We start from the raw sequence: 13,608 nt of genomic DNA on the forward strand, positions 1-13,608 counted from the left end.
ACACAAAAATTGCGAAAACAACCCCATGCAAAGTAGCGTGGGCCGGCCTCGCAGCATTCACATAGCTGACGCCAGCACTACCGCCCGACGATGACGCCGATCACGTTCGGCGCTGACAGATATTTCTCTTCGATCGCCGCACGCGCCGCGGCGCGGTTTTCCGGTGTCAGCAAGCCGCGCTTCTCGGCCAGGATCATCCAGCAATAGCCCCACCAGTCCGTCAGCATGCCCTGATCGTCGACCAAGTCGTAGCCCTGCTCGGCGGCAAAGATTCGCGCCTGCGCTTCGTCCAGCGCGTCGAGAAAGGCGTGGTCCTCGACCGAAAACAGTTCGTCGCTGAAATCATCCGTGGTGTAGCCCCACACCGACATGCAGACCGCGTTGAATTCGCGGTCGATCGCGTCGTCGTCGACGAGCCGGCGGCGCGAGGCCTGATGCAGGCGCGACAGCGAGCGCGCGAAATCGGCGATGCGGGTGAGAGCGAACTGATCGAAGGCGATGGTGGACATGTAGTCCTCGCAAGCTCGGATAGACCATAAATGTTGTGTCGGCGATGCACCGAATCACAATGATATATCAGACACTTGCTAAAGTGTTCTTAATTCGTTCCCCTGCGTCTCAAATGATGTTTTGCGCTCATGCCAGCTCAGACGTCGTCCCGGCCTTCGCCGGGATAACCGTGGCTCACATCGCCGACAACAGCTTGTCGCCGCAGTAATTGGCGTAGAACTTTCCGCCGCACTGCCGCTTCATCGCCGCACAGCGTGCGGCGGGCGACGCGCCCTTCGCGGTAGAGAAGGAGCAGCTCAGGCCATCGGCGCTCTTGCCGGCCTTGCCCGCGGCGTAGCCTGCACTGGTCGCGCTGATGCAGACGACCAGGAGTGTCGCGGCGGCAATCTCGATCGTCAATCTCATGGCAGGCCCTCCCTTTTTTGAGGACGCCTCCTTCACGCGAACCGGCATCCACCAGCCAGGTTCCGGCGATCCCGCAGCTTTCGTATAAAATTATAGCACCAAAAGCGGCCGCCGCGGTGCCGTGAAATCGGCCCGGTCCTTGCATAAATTCATGGCAGCGCAGTGCACAACTTACTCAGGCGTTTCGATTGCCAGGCAAGGCGCGTATCTTCGTTGTGAGTCTCAACAGCAGGGATCGACGTGTTGCAGGAACAAATCCCAGTAAATTATCCGGCGCCGGGCCAGCCGATTGACGAGTTGGCGCTGGCGGAGATCAAGGGCGCGATCCTCGCCAAGCTCCGCCTTGCGATCGGCAAGGACGCCGCTATGGCGACCCGGCGCGACTGGTACAAGGCGGCGGCGCTGGCGCTGCGCGACCGCATCGTGCACCGCTGGCTGACGGCCGAGAAAGAGAGCTACGATGCCGGCAGCAAGCGGGTCTATTACCTCTCGCTCGAGTTCCTGATCGGCCGTCTGTTCACCGACGGACTGAACAATATGGGCCTGCTGCCGGTGTTCGAGGCGGCGCTCGGCGATCTCGGCGTCGGGCTTGACGACCTGCGCAAATGCGAACCGGATGCGGCGCTCGGCAATGGCGGCCTCGGGCGGCTCGCGGCGTGCTTCATGGAGAGCATGGCGACACTCGCCATTCCCGCCATCGGCTACGGCATCCGCTACGATTTCGGCCTGTTCCGCCAGATCATTTCGCATGGCTGGCAGCAGGAATATCCCGACGAATGGCTGGGCTTCGGCAACCCCTGGGAATTCCTGCGGGCGGAGGTGGTCTATCACGTTCATTTCGGCGGCCATGTCGACCATGTCGATGACCGCGGGCGTGACCGCGCGACGTGGCGGCCGGCGGAAACCGTTCAGGCCGTCGCCTATGACACGCCGATCGTGGGTTGGCGCGGCCAGCACGTCAACGCGCTGCGGCTGTGGTCGGCGCGCTCGCCCGATCCGCTGCGGCTCGACGTCTTCAACACCGGCGACTACCTCGGCGCCGTCGCCGAGGAGGCGCGCGCGGAATCGATCTGCAAATTCCTCTATCCGAATGACGAGAGCTCGGCCGGCCGGGAACTCCGGCTGCGGCAGGAATATTTCTTCGTCTCGGCCTCATTGCAGGACCTGGTCAAGCGCCACCTTGCCTCCGACGGGCAGTTGCGCAGTCTCGCGTCGAAGGTCGCAGTGCAGCTCAATGATACCCACCCGAGCCTCGCCGTCACCGAGCTGATGCGCATCCTAGTCGACCTGCACAATTTCCGCTGGGACGAGGCGTGGAAGATCACGGTGGCGACGCTGTCCTACACCAATCACACGCTGCTGCCGGAAGCGCTGGAGACCTGGCCGGTCGAGCTGTTCGAGCGGCTGTTGCCGCGGCATCTCGAAATCATCTACCGCATCAATGCCGCGCATCTGGCGCTGGCGGATCAGCGTTGCCCGGGCGACATCGACTACCGTGCCTCGGTGTCGTTGATCGACGAGAAGTCCGGGCGGCGGGTGCGGATGGGACAGCTCGCCTTCGTCGGCTCGCACCGCATCAACGGCGTCTCGGCGATGCATTCCGATCTGATGAAAGAGACCGTGTTCCACGATCTCAACCATCTCTACCCCGGCCGCATCACCAACAAGACCAACGGCATCACCTTCCGCCGCTGGTTGATGCTGGCCAACCCAAAACTGACGGAGCTGCTGCGCGAGGCCTGCGGCGAGGCCGTACTCGACGACTTCTCGCTGTTCGAGCGCCTTGAGGCGCGCGCCAGCGACAACGCGTTCCAGCAGCGTTTTCGCGACGTCAAGCATCAGAACAAGCTGGCGCTGGCGCGGCTGATCAACGAGCGGCTCGGCATCAAGGTCGATCCGTCGGCGCTGTTCGATATCCAGATCAAGCGCATCCACGAGTACAAGCGGCAATTGCTCAACATCGTCGAGACCGTCGCACTGTATCAGGCAATCAAGGACGAGCCGCAGCGCGACTGGGTGCCACGGGTGAAGATCTTCGCCGGCAAGGCGGCGGCGAGCTATCGATACGCCAAGCTGATCATCAAGCTGATCAACGACGTCGCCGAAGTCGTCAACAAAGACCCCGACATTGCCGGCCGGCTGAAGGTCGTGTTCCTTGCCGATTACAATGTCAGCCTTGCCGAGGTGATCATTCCGGCCGCCGATCTCTCCGAGCAGATTTCCACCGCCGGCATGGAGGCTTCCGGCACCGGCAACATGAAGCTGGCGCTCAATGGCGCGCTGACCATCGGCACGCTCGACGGCGCCAATATCGAGATCCGCGACCATGTCGGCGCGGAGAACATCGCGATCTTCGGCATGGAGGCCGGCGACGTCATGGTCCGGCGCAAACAGGGGCTGGATGCGACCGACGTGATCAACCGCTCGCCGCGGCTGGCGCGGGCCATCACCGCGATCGAGAGCGGCGCGCTCTCGCCCGACGATCCTGCCCGCTTCGCCTCCATCGGTCATGCGCTGCGCTATCTCGACCACTACATGGTCTCAGCCGATTTCGATTCCTATTATGAGGCGCAGCGCGGCATCGACGCGCGCTGGCAGGTGGTGCCGGCCTGGACCCGCGCCTCGATCCTCAACGTCGCGCGGATGCCGTGGTTCTCCTCCGACCGCACCATCCGGGAGTATGCCGAGGATATCTGGCACGTGCCGGTGCGCGGGGCCGCACCGGTGATCGAGCCAAGCGCCCAGCGCGGGGCGACGCGGTAAGCCCGGTGGGCGGGGTATCCATTACCTCAGACGTCATTGAATTCGGCGGAGTTGCGGTGATACTGCATTTGACGTTCACGACGTCATTGCGAGCGAAGCGAAGCAATCCATGTCGCGACGCAAAGAAAAGATGGATTGCTTCGTCGCTTTGCTCCTCGCAATGACGGGAAATATGGAATGCTCACCAAAGGCCCACACCTCTTCGACGACGCCACGAAAGTCACCGCCGGCGATAGCTGCTGGCAAGGCAAGACCAGCCCGGACTACTGGGCTTTTGTCGGCCCGTTCGGCGGCTGCACCGCTGCGACCATCCTGCGCGCGCTGATCGACCATCCGCAGCGGGCGGGCGATCCGCTGTCGATGACCGTGAATTTCTGCGCACCGATCGTGGAAGGCGCCTTCGATCTCGACGTGCGCCTGGTCAAGGCCAACCGCTCGAGCCAGCACTGGTGTGTGGAGATGACGCAAGCCGGCGAGGTGACGACGCTGGCGACCGCCGTGTTCGCCGAGCGCCGCCCGTCCTGGTCGCACCAGCAGGCGGCTTTTCCGCACTCAGTGCCGTTTGAGCAGGCGCGGTCCTTTCCGCGCACGCCGATGATATGGACGCACCAGTATGATTTCCGCTTTGTCGAGGGCGAGCCGAGCTTCTACGGCTCGCCTGCCGCGTCGCCGCTCGATGCGTATTCGAAGCAATGGATCGGCGATCACGTGCCGCGGAAGATCGACATGCTGTCGCTGATGTCGATGTCGGACGCCTTCTTCGGCCGGATTTTTCTGGCGCGCCGGGAACTGGTTCCATTCGGCACGGTTTCGATCACGACGTATTTTCATACGGCGTCGGATGAACTGGAAGCCGAGGATATCACCCATGTGCTGGCGGTGGCCGACGCCCGAATTTTCCACAGGAGTTACGGCGACCAGCACGGCGAATTGTGGTCACCTTCGGGGCGCCTGCTCGCAACCACGACGCAAATCGCTTATTTCAAGGCATGAGCACTGGGGGTGCTTGTTGCAACCATTAGACCCTCATGGTGAGGACTGACAGAAGGTGAGCAGGCGAGAAGGCGCGTGCGCCCTGCGATCGATCGAAAGGCGGCCTGATGTCCGAACCCGAAGCTAGCCAGCCTCGCATCGCCTTGCTCGGCGTCCCCATCGAGATCGGAGCCTCGCAACTCGGCACCTTGATGGGACCGGACGCGCTTCGCACCGCCGGCATCGGCCGCATCCTCGATCAGCTCGGCTTTGCCGTGGAGGACCATGGCAACTTGGCAAAGCCCGGCGTAGCTGCCGACGAGGGCCCGCCGCCGGCGAACGCAAAGTATTATGATACGATCAAGGGCTGGATCCGCGCGCTCAGCGAGCGTTCCTATGCGCTGGCGCGGTCCGGCGCGGTGCCGATCTTCATGGGCGGCGATCATTCGCTGTCAATGGGATCGGTGAACGGTGTCGCACGCCACTGGCAGGAGCAGGGCCGGCCGCTCTTCGTGCTCTGGGTCGATGCCCATGCCGACTACAACACGCCGCAGACGACGGAGACCGGCAACATGCACGGCATGGCGGCCGCTTTTCTATGCGGTGAACCCGGCCTCGACGGCCTGCTCGGCGGCGCACCACGCGCTTCGATCGGACCTGATCAGCTTGATCTGTTCGGCATCCGCTCGATTGATCCGCTGGAAAAGAAACTGGTGTTCGAACGCCGCGTCGCAATCGCCGACATGCGCGCCATTGATGAGTTCGGCGTTGGCGTGCTGATACGAAAGGTCATTGAGCGCGTGCGGGCGCGCAACGGCGTGCTTCATGTCTCCTTCGACGTCGACTTTCTCGACCCCACGGTCGCGCCCGGCGTCGGCACCACGGTGCCGGGCGGCGCGACCTACCGCGAAGCGCATCTCATCATGGAGCTGCTGCACGATTCCGGCCTGGTGCGCTCGGTCGATATCGTCGAGCTCAACCCGTTTCTCGACGAACGCGGCCGCACCGCGCGCGTTGCCGTCGAACTGATCGGCAGCCTGTTCGGCCTGCAGATCACCGATCGGCGAACGCCGAGCAACGCGGTGTTGCCTGGCAACGGCTAGCAGGGACGACAACACAGAGCGCCGCATGAAAACCAAAGGGCGGCCTTGCGGCCGCCCTTTGTCCGTCTCGAATGGTCCCTCGTTCGACCCGCGCGGCTACTCGGCCGCGAGCTTGGTGTCCGGCGCGGCCGCAAGGACTTCGGCGTCGACCAGGGCTTCGAATTTGGCAAAATTCTTCTGGAACATGCCGACCAGGCTACGGGCGGTCTTGTCGAACTCGACCTTGTCCTTCCAGGTATTGACGGGATTGAGAATCTCGCTCGGAACGCCCGGCAGCGCGGTCGGCACCGCAAAACCGAAATATTTGTCGGTGCGGAATTCGACGTTGCGCAGGCTGCCGTCGAGCGCGGCGGTGAGGAGTGCCCGCGTCACCTTGATCGGCATCCGGCTGCCGGTGCCGTATTTGCCTCCGGTCCAGCCGGTGTTGACCAGCCAGCAGTCGACATTGTGCTTGGCGATCAGCTCGCGCAGCATGTTGCCGTAGACGGAGGGATCGAGCGGCAGGAACGGCGAGCCGAAGCAAGTAGAGAATTCCGGCTGCGGCTCGTTGCCGAGACCGCGCTCGGTGCCCGCGACCTTGGCGGTATAGCCGGACAGGAAGTGATACATCGCCTGCGCCGGCGAAAGCTTTGCGATCGGCGGCAATACGCCGAAGGCATCGGCCGCCAGCATCACGACGTTCTTCGGCTGGCCGGCACGGCCGGTGCGCGAAGCGTTCGGGATGAAGTCGAGCGGATATGCCGAACGGGTGTTTTCGGTTTTCGAACCGTCGTCGAAATCCGGGACTCGCGTGCGCTCGTCGAGCACCACGTTCTCCAGCACGGCGCCGAAGCGGCTGCTGGCCGCGAAGATCTGCGGCTCGGCTTCCTGCGACAGCTTGATGCACTTGGCGTAGCAGCCGCCCTCGAAATTGAAGACGCCGTCACTGCCCCAGCCGTGCTCGTCGTCGCCGATCAAGGTGCGGTTCGGATCGGCCGACAGTGTGGTCTTGCCGGTGCCGGACAGGCCGAAGAAGATCGCGGTGTCGCCCTTGGGCCCGACATTGGCCGAGCAGTGCATCGGCAGCACGCCCTTGGCGGGCAGATAATAGTTCAGCGTGGTGAAAACTGACTTCTTCATCTCGCCGGCATAATAAGACCCGCCGATCAGGACAATCTTGCGGGCGAAATCGATCGCGACGACGTTCTCCGAGCGCACACCGTGACGTTTAGGGTCGGCGCGGAAGCTCGGCAGGGAGATGATGGTGAGTTCGGGAACGAAATCCTTCAGCGCGGACGCCTCGGGGCGGATCAGCAGCGTGCGGATGAACAGCGAATGCCATGCGAGCTCGGTGAAGACGCGAGTCTTGATCTGGAAGCTCGGATCGGCGCCGCCGTAGAGATCCTGCGCGAACAGCGTCATGCCTTCGGCATGCTTGAGGAAGTCGGCGTGAAGCGCCGCGAACTGGTCGGATGTAATCGACTGGTTGCCGGCCCACCACATGTTCTTGTCGGTGGTAGCATCCCGAACCGTGAACTTGTCCTTCGGGCTGCGGCCGGTGAACTCACCGGTATCCGCACACAATGCGCCGTCCGCCGACAGTACGGCTTCACCCGCGGAGAGCGAATATTGATACAGCTGCGGCGCACCGAGATTCCAGTGCACCGTCTTGAGATTTTTTAAGCCGAATTTGTCGGCGCCGAAGGCACCGTTGCGTAGACCCGTCTCTTGCACGAAGACTCCTCCTCGAACCCGCGTTACTCGAAATCGCGCGCATGTCGCTTAACGCGCTCTGTCGCGGTGACCTGTTGAATTATAGCCTTCCGGCTTCGGTCCGGCGACCTAATACTGATGAACGCCGGGCTTGCCAAGCCGATCCACGCGATTTGGTTTATTCGTGCCGCATCCCTGATCTGGATCAAATACTTGCTGCGGCGCTTTTCATTCGTTTACAGTCGTGGTTGCGCGACCATCGGCCAATAATCAGCCAATTATTGCATCGCACAACAAGAAGAGTCAGTGCGCAGCGCCTTCCCCGACCCGCGCAAACGGCCCCCAGAACGCCGGATAGGCATCGCGTGGTGAAGAGGCATCGTTGAGGTAGGCCAGCGTGGCTTGCCGCAGCGCTTCGGCGCGACCGATCTTCGGATCGGCCTTCAGGCGATCGAAGGTCAATATCGCGTGGTGATCAAGGCATCGACCGGCGCAAGCATCGTCCCGTGCAGTTCATGTGCGAGCGCCAGGCTCGCCTTGCCGAGATCGAGCCCGCGGCGAAACACGGCGATCTTCTGCATCAATATTTCCGCGACACGTGGGATCGGCTTCCAGTCAAGCTCTCACGGGGTGATCGCAATGACGTAGCTTTCTACCTCTGTGACCGCGAACAGCACCATCGCCTCGTCACCCGACCACAGCGACTGAATTTCTTTCACCGTTAGCGGCGACGGATTCGACAACGCGGCACAGTCGGGAAATTCTGCAGACAACGTTTTTGCAGCGTACCCGCTCGGTCGAAATGGCGGCGAGCCGCGAGCGAGCGCGTCCGCTCGGACGCTGAGTCGCGCTGCGGCCGTTCCTTCGAAACGGCCGCGACAATCGACTTGTCCGGCGCGTCCGCTTCGCTACGAGATCCTGATCGCGTTGCACCAGTTCGGCGAGCGATCGCTTCCTGCGGCCGGCCGATGTTAACCCTTGTTAGCCCTTGGCCCGCGCCTCGCCCGCCAACCGCACCAGCATCTTGCGCAGCGCCATGGCGCTGGTGACCCGTTCCGGGAAATCGAGCCGCAGCGTCGCCGTGCCGGCCTGCATGTCCATGCCATCGGGGTCGCAGCCGGTGCAGCGCCAGTCCGCGGTGTCGGCGCCCAGCAGTTTGGTCGCGTAGAGGTTCATCGCCTCGCGGTGGTCCTCATTCATGTGCTCCACCGCGCCCTGCTCGGCTTCCAGCAGATCGGCGGCATCGCCGATCTCGGTCAGAAACTTCTCAGGCTTGAGGTCGATGATGCGGCCAAACCCGGCAACCAGGTGGAGGCCTGACGGCGCGATCCGAAAGAACGAAAAGTCCTTAAAATCCACAAAAGCTTCCGCGGATGGGTGGGCCTGGAGGTAGCGCCTGCGCAGGATTTTCGTGGTTTCGCCTGTGGCCTCCTCGGCCCTGCCCGCCAGCATGATCCGCGCGCCCTCCAGGGGATCGCCGGCGGCGCGCTCGTCCAGCATCAGCGATATCCTGCTGTCGCCGAGAATATTTTTCGTATGCAGCGCCAGCCGCGAAATCAGCAGAATCGGTGATCCGTCAGCGTGGCTGGCGACGTTCACCAGCGAGCAATAGGGATCGCCGCTTTGGGGCATAAGGGTGGCCAGCGCGCCTTGCCGGCTGCGCCGCAGCAGCGAACGGGCAAGTTTGGAAGCATCAAAATCTGCGGTCGGCTGCATGGTTCCTTTCCGGCCATCTTACTGCAAAAAGGGCCTTTTCTGGGCCCGACAGGGTGCTATATGGGTGATAGCGTATCCCGCAGGAGCGTTTTGCGGAACTCGGTCACACTTCAGCCCAGCTTGCATTGCTCGTTGGCCGTGTACAAAGCCCATTTATGCGGCGTCTGGCTGATTTGCCCGCCGTTTAAGCCACTCTCTTATTCGAAAGCAGGCTCATGCCCACAATCGCCCTGGTCGATGATGACCGCAACATTCTCACTTCCGTGTCGATCGCGCTCGAAGCCGAAGGCTATCGCATCATGACCTACACGGATGGTGCATCGGCGCTCGATGGCTTCCGCACGTCGCCGCCGGATCTCGCGATCCTCGACATCAAGATGCCGCGCATGGACGGCATGGAAACGCTACGCCGGCTGCGGCAGAAGTCCGATCTGCCGGTGATCTTCCTGACCTCCAAGGATGAAGAAATCGACGAATTGTTCGGCCTCAAGATGGGCGCCGACGATTTCATCCGCAAGCCATTCTCGCAGCGCCTTCTGGTCGAGCGCGTAAAGGCCGTGCTCCGCCGCGGCCAGCCCAAGGATCCGACCGCCGTTCCGAAGGAACCGGATGCGCGCGCTCTCGACCGCGGCCTGCTGCGGATGGATCCGGAACGTCACACCTGCACCTGGAAGAACGAGCCGGTGACGCTGACGGTGACCGAATTCCTGATCCTGCAGGCGCTGGCGACGCGGCCCGGTGTGGTGAAAAGCCGCAATGCGCTGATGGACGCTGCCTATGACGATCAGGTCTATGTCGACGATCGCACCATCGACAGCCACATCAAGCGGCTGCGCAAGAAATTCAAGGTGGTCGACGACGATTTCGAGATGATCGAAACGCTGTACGGGGTCGGCTATCGCTTCAAGGAAGCCTGATCTGCGTTTTCCGGGCGGGTGTGCCGACTGACACATCCGTCCGTTCGGCGTAGAAGCGTAGAACTACAAAGCGGCGCATCACAACCGGCAGTCTCAGCCATTGCTAGATCGAACGCAGCCCGATCCCAGCCTGAACCACGAGGAAGCTTCGGAGCTCCTCGAAGCGAATCGCGTTGCCGACGATAATGCGGGCGAGAAGGGCTGGCGGCGGCCGCTCGGCTGGCTGCGCCGGGCTGGTCAATTCTTCTTCGCGCTCTCGTTCTCCAGCCTCACGCGCCGCATCGTCTCGCTCAATCTGGCGGGCCTCGTGGCGCTGGTGGCGAGCATTCTCTACCTCTCGCAATTCCGCGCCGGCCTGATCGACGCGCGTGCGCAGAGCCTTCTGGTGCAGGCCGAAATCATTGCCGGCGCGATCGCCGCCTCGGCCACCGTCGAAACCAACACCATCACCATCGATCCGGACCGCCTGCTCGACCTGAAGCCCGGCGAAAGCTACGGGGCGCCGGACGAATCCTCCGGGCTGGATTTTCCGATCAATCCGGAGCGGGTCGCGCCGGTGCTGCGGCGGCTGATCTCGCCGACCAAGACCCGCGCGCGCATCTATGGCGGCGACGGCGGCATGATCCTCGACAGCCGCAGTCTCTATGGCCGCGGCGACGTGTTGCGTTTCGAATTACCGCCGCCCTCAACGGAGAAGGCGGGCTTCGTCGAGCGCGCCTTGATCGCGATCCGCACCTGGCTCAATCGCGGCGACCTGCCGCTCTATCGCGAACTCGGCCCGGAAAACGGCAAGGGCTACCAGGAGATCGTGCAGGCGCTCGACGGCGTCAAGAGCAGCATGGTGCGCGTCAACGACCGCGGCGAGGTGATCGTCTCGGTCGCGGTGCCGGTGCAGCGGTTCCGCGCCGTGCATGGCGCACTGATGCTCTCGACGCAGGGCGACGACATCGACCAGATGGTGACCGCCGAGCGGCTGGCGATCCTGAAGGTCGGCGGCGTCGCCTCCGCGGTCATGATCATGCTGTCGCTACTCCTGGCGAGCACGATCGCGGGTCCTGTGCGGCGGCTGGCCGACGGCGCCGAGCGCGTCCGCCGGCGCATCCAGACCCGCGTCGAGATTCCCGATTTCACCCGCCGCCGCGACGAGATCGGCCATCTGTCCGGCGCGCTGCGCGACATGACGAATGCGCTGTATAGCCGCATCGAGGCGATCGAGATGTTCGCCGCCGACGTCGCCCATGAATTGAAGAACCCGCTGACCTCGCTGCGGTCGGCGGTGGAAACGCTGCCGCTGGCGCGCAACGACACCAGCCGCGCGCGCCTGCTCGAGGTGATCGAGCACGACGTCAAGCGGCTCGACCGGCTGATCTCGGATATTTCCGATGCCAGCCGCCTCGACGCGGAATTGCAGCGCCAGGACATGGCGCCGGTCGATCTGCGCCGGCTCTTGACGACGCTGACCTCGGTCGCCAACGAAACCCGGCTCGGTCACGACGTCGCGGTTGAGGCTCGCTTCGAGGGCCGCGGCGCAACCGACACCTTCTCGGTGCCGGGCCATGATTCTCGGCTCGGGCAGGTGATCTCCAACCTGCTGTCCAACGCGCAGTCCTTCTCCGATCCCGGCGGCAAGGTGCGCGTCACCTGCCGCCGCGTGCGGTCGGAAATCGAAATCACCGTCGATGACGACGGGCCCGGCATCGGCGAGGACGCGCTGGAACGGATCTTCGAGCGCTTCTACACCGACCGGCCGCATCAGGGCTTCGGCCAGAACTCGGGTCTGGGATTGTCGATCTCCAAGCAGATCATCGAAGCGCATAACGGGCGGATCTGGGCGGAAAATCGCCATGGCCCGGCGGACGCCGACGGCAAGCCGACGGTGGCCGGCGCACGGTTCGTGGTCAGGCTGCCCGCGCCATGACGCCGGTTGCGAGCGTGCATGCCTCCGCCGTGCTGGTGGGCAATCGCGCCGTGCTAATCCGCGGGCCGTCGGGCGCCGGCAAGTCCCGGCTGGCCTTCGACCTGATTCTCGCCGGACGGGCCGGACAGGTTCCGCCGGCCGTTCTGGTCGGCGATGACCGTGTCCATCTCGACACAGTCGCCGAACAATTGTGGGTCCGTCCGGCTCCGGAACTGGCCGGCTTGATCGAAATCCGGGGCCTCGGAATCCGCCGCTGCGACTTCGTCAGAGAGGCGGTGGTCGGCCTCATCGCCGATCTCGCGGCCAGCGATGCGGAGCGGCTGCCGCCGCCAGAATCGCTCGCAATCAGCTTAAATGGTGTCTTATTGCCGCGAATCCCGGTTGGAATCGGCTATGACCCACTCCGATTGATTGTAGCCGCACTGACGACAACCAATGGTTCAAGTTCCATCCAACCTTCGGATGATTGTTCGAAGGGGATTGGTAACCATATAAGCCCCAATATCGCCACTGATTAAACCGGCACAGGCCTCACTGTTTACCGCCAAATACCGGAACAATAGCCAAGATGCCCTCTTGCGCGGGGCCTCTGGATGGTCAAAGTGGCGCGTTCGTGCGGTGCACCAAAAAGCACCCGCGAGGAGTTTCCGATGATTGGTCTAGTGCTTGTGACCCATGGGCGCCTTGCCGACGAGTTCAAGGCGGCGCTCGAACATGTCATGGGTCCGCAAAAACAAATTGAAGCCATCACGATTGGAGCCGAAGACGACTCCGATCTGTGTCGAAGCGATATCATCGAAGCGGTGAATCGCGTTGACAGCGGCGATGGTGTCGCCATCCTCACCGACATGTTCGGCGGCACACCCTCAAACCTTGCGATTTCCTGCATGAGCCGTCCCAAGGTGGAAGTGCTCGCGGGCATCAATCTTCCCATGCTGGTTAAGCTTGCCAAGGTGCGTGAAGAGCGCTCGCTTCCCGACGCCATCGCCATGGCCCAGGAAGCCGGCCGCAAATACGTCACCATCGCCAGCCGTGTGCTCGCCGGCAAATGAGCGACGAGGCCGCGCCCGACAAGGAACTCGGGCCGAGCGTGCCTGCGGGCGCCATTTCGCGGGAACTTCAAATCATCAACAAGCGCGGCCTGCATGCGCGGGCATCGGCGAAGTTCGTCCAGATGGTCGAAAAGTTCAACGCCGAGGTCTGGGTGACGCGCGGCAGTGAGACCGTCGGCGGCACCTCGATCATGGGTCTGATGATGCTGGCGGCGGGACCGGGAACCTCGGTCGTGGTCTCCGCGATCGGCCCCGAGGCGCAGCAAGCGGTCGATGCGATCGCCGCGCTGGTCGCCGACAAGTTCAACGAAGAAGGCGTGTGAGGCGCTCGCCTTCTCTCGAACCCTCATGGTGAGGAGGCGCGAAGCGCCGTCTCGAACCATGTGGCCCCGCTCGTGCCATTCATCCTTCAGACGGCGCTTCGCGCCTCCTCAGAGCCTGACCGAAAAAGAAAGTTGAGTGATTTCAGCCCGTTGTGATTCCTTCGTGTTTGCGAAGACTCGAGGGGAGCACAACATGTGTTGGACCGAAATCACCCGCGAACAATATCGGCGTGACGG

General features: G+C 63.0%; 15 protein-coding genes. 8 read left to right on the plus strand and 7 right to left on the minus strand.

Features of this window, described 5'->3' with window-relative positions; all coding sequences use genetic code 11:
- Nucleotides 1-77: 77 nt before the first annotated feature.
- Both GWE18_RS19545 and GWE18_RS19550 read right to left on the minus strand, forming a co-directional pair.
- The gene (locus GWE18_RS19545) at nucleotides 78-509 is read right to left on the minus strand and encodes a hypothetical protein (RefSeq protein ID WP_108512329.1); all 432 of its coding nucleotides are present in this window, start codon (nucleotides 507-509) and stop codon (nucleotides 78-80) included.
- Between the two features lie 175 nt (nucleotides 510-684).
- Nucleotides 685-915 carry a hypothetical protein gene (locus GWE18_RS19550; RefSeq protein WP_275187330.1) on the minus strand — a complete coding sequence of 77 codons (231 nt, stop codon included), beginning with the start codon at nucleotides 913-915 and terminating at the stop codon, nucleotides 685-687.
- Between the two features lie 243 nt (nucleotides 916-1,158).
- Here GWE18_RS19550 and GWE18_RS19555 point away from each other — a divergent pair, with 243 nt between their 5' ends.
- From GWE18_RS19555 to rocF, 3 genes are all read left to right on the plus strand, one after another.
- Complete coding sequence (locus GWE18_RS19555; RefSeq protein WP_275187331.1) at nucleotides 1,159-3,678, plus strand: glycogen/starch/alpha-glucan phosphorylase; 2,520 nt, start codon at nucleotides 1,159-1,161, stop codon at nucleotides 3,676-3,678.
- A gap of 177 nt (nucleotides 3,679-3,855) precedes the next feature.
- Entirely contained in the window at nucleotides 3,856-4,671 is an 816-nt protein-coding gene (locus tag GWE18_RS19560) for a thioesterase family protein (RefSeq protein WP_275187332.1), read from the plus strand.
- Nucleotides 4,672-4,778: 107 nt separating this feature from the next.
- On the plus strand, nucleotides 4,779-5,753 hold the full coding sequence (gene rocF, locus GWE18_RS19565; protein ID WP_275187333.1) for an arginase: 975 nt from the start codon (nucleotides 4,779-4,781) through the stop codon (nucleotides 5,751-5,753).
- Nucleotides 5,754-5,849: 96 nt separating this feature from the next.
- Here rocF and GWE18_RS19570 read toward each other — a convergent pair whose 3' ends face one another.
- The 5 genes from GWE18_RS19570 to GWE18_RS19590 form a co-directional block, all read right to left on the minus strand.
- Nucleotides 5,850-7,466 (minus strand): phosphoenolpyruvate carboxykinase, encoded by a 1,617-nt coding sequence (locus GWE18_RS19570; protein WP_275187334.1) that lies wholly within the window; start codon nucleotides 7,464-7,466, stop codon nucleotides 5,850-5,852.
- 282 nt (nucleotides 7,467-7,748) lie between these two features.
- Nucleotides 7,749-7,907 (minus strand): hypothetical protein, encoded by a 159-nt coding sequence (locus tag GWE18_RS19575; RefSeq protein WP_275187335.1) that lies wholly within the window; start codon nucleotides 7,905-7,907, stop codon nucleotides 7,749-7,751.
- Nucleotides 7,904-8,026, minus strand: a complete 123-nt coding sequence (locus GWE18_RS19580; protein WP_275187336.1) for a hypothetical protein — start codon at nucleotides 8,024-8,026, stop codon at nucleotides 7,904-7,906. Before GWE18_RS19580 ends, GWE18_RS19575 begins: the two co-directional genes overlap by 4 nt.
- Before the next feature lie 42 nt (nucleotides 8,027-8,068).
- Complete coding sequence (locus GWE18_RS19585) at nucleotides 8,069-8,218, minus strand: hypothetical protein (RefSeq protein WP_275187337.1); 150 nt, start codon at nucleotides 8,216-8,218, stop codon at nucleotides 8,069-8,071.
- Between the two features lie 208 nt (nucleotides 8,219-8,426).
- Nucleotides 8,427-9,161, minus strand: coding sequence for a DUF2470 domain-containing protein (locus GWE18_RS19590; protein ID WP_275187338.1), 735 nt, complete (start codon nucleotides 9,159-9,161; stop codon nucleotides 8,427-8,429).
- 215 nt (nucleotides 9,162-9,376) lie between these two features.
- Here GWE18_RS19590 and GWE18_RS19595 point away from each other — a divergent pair, with 215 nt between their 5' ends.
- The 5 genes from GWE18_RS19595 to GWE18_RS19615 all read left to right on the plus strand — a co-directional run bounded on the left by GWE18_RS19595 (nucleotide 9,377) and on the right by GWE18_RS19615 (nucleotide 13,371).
- On the plus strand, nucleotides 9,377-10,078 hold the full coding sequence (locus GWE18_RS19595) for a response regulator transcription factor (RefSeq protein ID WP_027541437.1): 702 nt from the start codon (nucleotides 9,377-9,379) through the stop codon (nucleotides 10,076-10,078).
- 100 nt (nucleotides 10,079-10,178) lie between these two features.
- Nucleotides 10,179-11,996 carry a sensor histidine kinase gene (locus GWE18_RS19600; RefSeq protein ID WP_275187339.1) on the plus strand — a complete coding sequence of 606 codons (1,818 nt, stop codon included), beginning with the start codon at nucleotides 10,179-10,181 and terminating at the stop codon, nucleotides 11,994-11,996.
- A complete protein-coding gene (locus GWE18_RS19605) occupies nucleotides 11,993-12,514 on the plus strand; it encodes an HPr kinase/phosphatase C-terminal domain-containing protein (protein WP_275187340.1) in 522 nt (173 codons plus the stop codon). Before GWE18_RS19600 ends, GWE18_RS19605 begins: the two co-directional genes overlap by 4 nt.
- A 132-nt stretch (nucleotides 12,515-12,646) precedes the next feature.
- Nucleotides 12,647-13,048: a PTS sugar transporter subunit IIA gene (locus tag GWE18_RS19610; protein ID WP_024339151.1), complete on the plus strand. Its 402-nt coding sequence runs from the start codon at nucleotides 12,647-12,649 to the stop codon at nucleotides 13,046-13,048.
- A complete protein-coding gene (locus GWE18_RS19615; RefSeq protein WP_275187341.1) occupies nucleotides 13,045-13,371 on the plus strand; it encodes an HPr family phosphocarrier protein in 327 nt (108 codons plus the stop codon). The genes GWE18_RS19610 and GWE18_RS19615 overlap by 4 nt, the downstream gene beginning before the upstream one ends.
- Nucleotides 13,372-13,608 lie beyond the last annotated feature (237 nt).

Source organism: Bradyrhizobium sp. CSA112 (genome assembly GCF_029051645.1).
GTDB lineage: Bacteria > Pseudomonadota > Alphaproteobacteria > Rhizobiales > Xanthobacteraceae > Bradyrhizobium.

What these genes read in the sequence shown, in the direction of transcription:
- GWE18_RS19580 (WP_275187336.1), bottom strand. Translation starts at nt 8,026, where the DNA reads ATGCAGAAGATCGCCGTGTTTCGCCGCGGGCTCGATCTCGGCAAGGCG.
- GWE18_RS19605 (WP_275187340.1), top strand. Translation starts at nt 11,993, where the DNA reads ATGACGCCGGTTGCGAGCGTGCATGCCTCCGCCGTGCTGGTGGGCAAT.
- GWE18_RS19545 (WP_108512329.1), bottom strand. Translation starts at nt 509, where the DNA reads ATGTCCACCATCGCCTTCGATCAGTTCGCTCTCACCCGCATCGCCGAT.
- GWE18_RS19590 (WP_275187338.1), bottom strand. Translation starts at nt 9,161, where the DNA reads ATGCAGCCGACCGCAGATTTTGATGCTTCCAAACTTGCCCGTTCGCTG.
- GWE18_RS19550 (WP_275187330.1), bottom strand. Translation starts at nt 915, where the DNA reads ATGAGATTGACGATCGAGATTGCCGCCGCGACACTCCTGGTCGTCTGC.
- GWE18_RS19595 (WP_027541437.1), top strand. Translation starts at nt 9,377, where the DNA reads ATGCCCACAATCGCCCTGGTCGATGATGACCGCAACATTCTCACTTCC.
- rocF (WP_275187333.1), top strand. Translation starts at nt 4,779, where the DNA reads ATGTCCGAACCCGAAGCTAGCCAGCCTCGCATCGCCTTGCTCGGCGTC.
- GWE18_RS19610 (WP_024339151.1), top strand. Translation starts at nt 12,647, where the DNA reads ATGATTGGTCTAGTGCTTGTGACCCATGGGCGCCTTGCCGACGAGTTC.
- GWE18_RS19615 (WP_275187341.1), top strand. Translation starts at nt 13,045, where the DNA reads ATGAGCGACGAGGCCGCGCCCGACAAGGAACTCGGGCCGAGCGTGCCT.
- GWE18_RS19560 (WP_275187332.1), top strand. Translation starts at nt 3,856, where the DNA reads ATGCTCACCAAAGGCCCACACCTCTTCGACGACGCCACGAAAGTCACC.